Here is a 791-nt window from a genome sequence, read left to right as displayed (position 1 = left end):
ACGCCTCGGGCAGCAGCACCAGATAGGGCGCAACCAACGCCCATTCCTCATCAGATACGTCGGACGGATAGGACTTGCGGGTCATCCCGCAAATCTGGCCCTCACGTCAGTCCACAACAGCCTCTAGCCGGGGCGAGGCGCGGCTGACGGACAGGCGGCGGCAGGCCCGCCAAGGCACGGCCCGAAGCACGACAAGGTGAACTTGCGACTCGCCCGCGCCTCGTTCTAACGTGACCTCCTCGTCACCTCGGCCAAAAGGAGGGCTGCATGGTTTGCTACCGCCATCGTCGTGGCCCCCTGATGGCCTCGCGCGTGTCCCGCAAAACCGACACGCCGCGGGGCTGAAGCCTCCCGGGAAAGCCCGGAGCCAGCCTCGCCATCCTGGCGGCCCGATGCCGCCTTCCTGAACTTCGTGCCGAGGAACGCCGTGCCCCCGCATGGCGTGCATGACATCGTGTCTTCCGAGAACCACGCCGGACAACGGCGCGCGCATCCCATCCGGGATGTCCTGAACTTCGTCCTCCAGGGCTGGGCGCGACAGCGCCGCCTCGTCGCCGCCATCGGCACCGCCATGCTGGCCGCGACCCTGGCGGACCTGCTGGTGCCGATCTTCGCCGGCCGCCTGGTCGACGCCGCCGCCCTGGCGGACCGCGACCTCGCCCTGCGCGCCATGCTGGCCGCGCTGGCGGCGCTCGCCCTGCTCGGCCTCGCCGCGCTGGCACTGCGCCACATCGCCTTCCTCGCCATCCTGTCTCTTGATCACATCTACGCACAGCTCCACCGTAAGGCGA

At 69.2% G+C, this 791-nt stretch carries 1 protein-coding gene and 1 pseudogene; one reads left to right on the top strand and one right to left on the bottom strand.

From position 1 onward, the window contains the following. On the bottom strand, positions 1 to 85 hold an 85-nt coding region (locus tag ROTAS13_RS26860; RefSeq protein WP_075823493.1), incomplete at its 3' end, for a transposase. A 342-nt stretch (positions 86 to 427) separates the two neighbouring features. Between ROTAS13_RS26860 and ROTAS13_RS25335 the strand changes: the two are divergent. Then, positions 428 to 791: pseudogene (locus ROTAS13_RS25335) on the top strand (ABC transporter ATP-binding protein); the annotation flags it as partial.

It is taken from the genome of Roseomonas sp. TAS13, assembly GCF_001950415.1.
Taxonomy (GTDB): Bacteria; Pseudomonadota; Alphaproteobacteria; order Acetobacterales; family Acetobacteraceae; genus Roseomonas; species Roseomonas mucosa.
Note: the sequence above shows the minus strand (reverse complement) of the source record. Positions and strands in the feature narration are given on the sequence as shown.